The sequence below is a fragment of the Pseudomonas lurida genome (assembly GCF_013522705.1).
Taxonomy (GTDB): domain Bacteria; phylum Pseudomonadota; class Gammaproteobacteria; order Pseudomonadales; family Pseudomonadaceae; genus Aquipseudomonas; species Aquipseudomonas quebecensis.
The window spans coordinates 1-522 of the sequence record NZ_JAAMRE010000084.1 but is presented as its reverse complement, the minus strand read 5'-3'; the positions used below and the strand labels follow the sequence as shown (position 1 = coordinate 522).

General features: G+C 58.6%; 1 protein-coding gene. It reads right to left on the bottom strand.

Annotated elements, in window-relative coordinates:
• Window positions 1-522: Ig-like domain-containing protein (locus G7025_RS26610; protein WP_219855466.1), on the bottom strand; the 522-nt coding region annotated here is incomplete at both ends.

Below are 522 nucleotides of genomic sequence, written 5' to 3'. Positions count from 1 at the left end.
TGTAGCCGATCTGTGGGACGTCGCCGTTGAAGTCTTTAACCGGGGTGAAGGTATACGCACCGTTGGCACCGATGGTGATCGAACCAACGCCTGTAATGACGGCGGTTTGGCCGGCGGTGTAAGTGGTTCCACCCACATTGAAGGAGGCAACGGTCAGGACATTATCGACGTCGCTGTCATTGGTCAGCACGTTGCCAGTGGCAACGGTGTCTTCCTGCGCGCTGCCGGTGTCAGCCTTGAGGACACTCGGATCATCGACCGCCACGATGTTCACATTCAGCGTGCTGCTGGAACCTGTGTTGGTGGTGTAGCCGATTTGCGGCACGTCGCCGTTGAAGTCTTTAACCGGGGTGAAGGTGTACGCACCGTTGGCACCGATGGTGATCGAGCCAACACCTGTAATGACGGCGGTTTGGCCGGCGGTGTAGGTGGTGCCACCGACGTTGAAGCTCGCCACGGTCAACACGTTGTCCACGTCGCTGTCGTTGGTCAGCACGTTGCCGGTGGCAACCGTATCTTCCT